At 57.1% G+C, this 971-nt stretch carries 1 protein-coding gene and 1 pseudogene; both read left to right on the plus strand.

The genetic code is table 11. The features are described from left to right. Positions 1-284: hypothetical protein (locus DKT70_RS18580; RefSeq protein WP_233490667.1), on the plus strand; the 284-nt coding region annotated here is incomplete at its 5' end. Positions 285-376: 92 nt separating this feature from the next. Further along, a pseudogene (locus DKT70_RS18585) lies at positions 377-971 on the plus strand (transposase); the annotation flags it as partial.

Consider the following 971-nt stretch of genomic DNA (forward strand, 5'->3'; position numbering starts at 1 on the left):
GCGCCAATCGGCGTAAATACCAACCGGGATCCGGTCACAGCTGGATGAACGTTCACTGGCAGGTCAGCAGAACAGAAATGGCCGGAGATTTTTCTGATGAAGATCTGCGCCTTATTCAACATCCCTTGAATTCTTTTCAGTATAACAACGGCTATCACGCGCTGATCCAAAAGGTAGAGGATTTGGTGGAACACTCCAACATCGGATACGGCCCTCAACTTCTCACAGGTTTTTTGGGGAACAGGTCTACTTGTCTCTTTTTAAATACGAATAATCGCGGCTAAAAGTTCCCGCAGGCCCGCTTCCTTCGGCGTCGTTGCAGAAGTCATCCGCTTCCGGGTTTCACGGCGTAGATCCTGTGGGTTAGGAGCTTGCCATGAACAGGCCTGAGCCTGCCCTCCACCGCAGGACCAACTGGAAACGTTATAGCGGCGCGGATCTCTGCTCGTCTGGCTGGACAGCGACATAGGCTGGCTTGCGCCGAAGGTAGTCAAGCATGGATGTCCGCGGATCTTTTCTGACGCCGCTAGCCAGTTCTGCTTGATGATCAACGTGCTTTTCGGCCTATTGCTTCCGCAAACGACCGGATGGTCACCAGCCTCCCGAAATGACTGGCCTGGATTGGCCGGTCCCGGACACCTCCAAGCTCGGCCGACGCCAGAAGACGATCGCGGTCCAGCTTTTTTCTTTCCGGACTCCGGGCCCTCTGAACTTGCTGGTCGATGGCGCCGGGATTAAGGTCTTGGGGTGAGGAGGGACCGTGGCCCCGGTACTGCTGCGCAAGCTCGATGAACGAGAGAGGCTGGTGATGGACTCGGTGACCAGCGGCATCCGCGCGGTGGAATTCACTTTTGGCCGTGCGCGGGGGGGCGACAGCCCCATGCTCCCCGATCTTCTGGACCAGATCCAGGAAGACCAGAAAATCGGCACCGTTACCGGTGATGGCCCCTTTGACACCCCGCTCGGCCATG

This window comes from Paracoccus sediminilitoris (genome assembly GCF_003259195.1).
In the GTDB taxonomy this organism is placed as follows: Bacteria; Pseudomonadota; Alphaproteobacteria; order Rhodobacterales; family Rhodobacteraceae; genus Paracoccus; species Paracoccus sediminilitoris.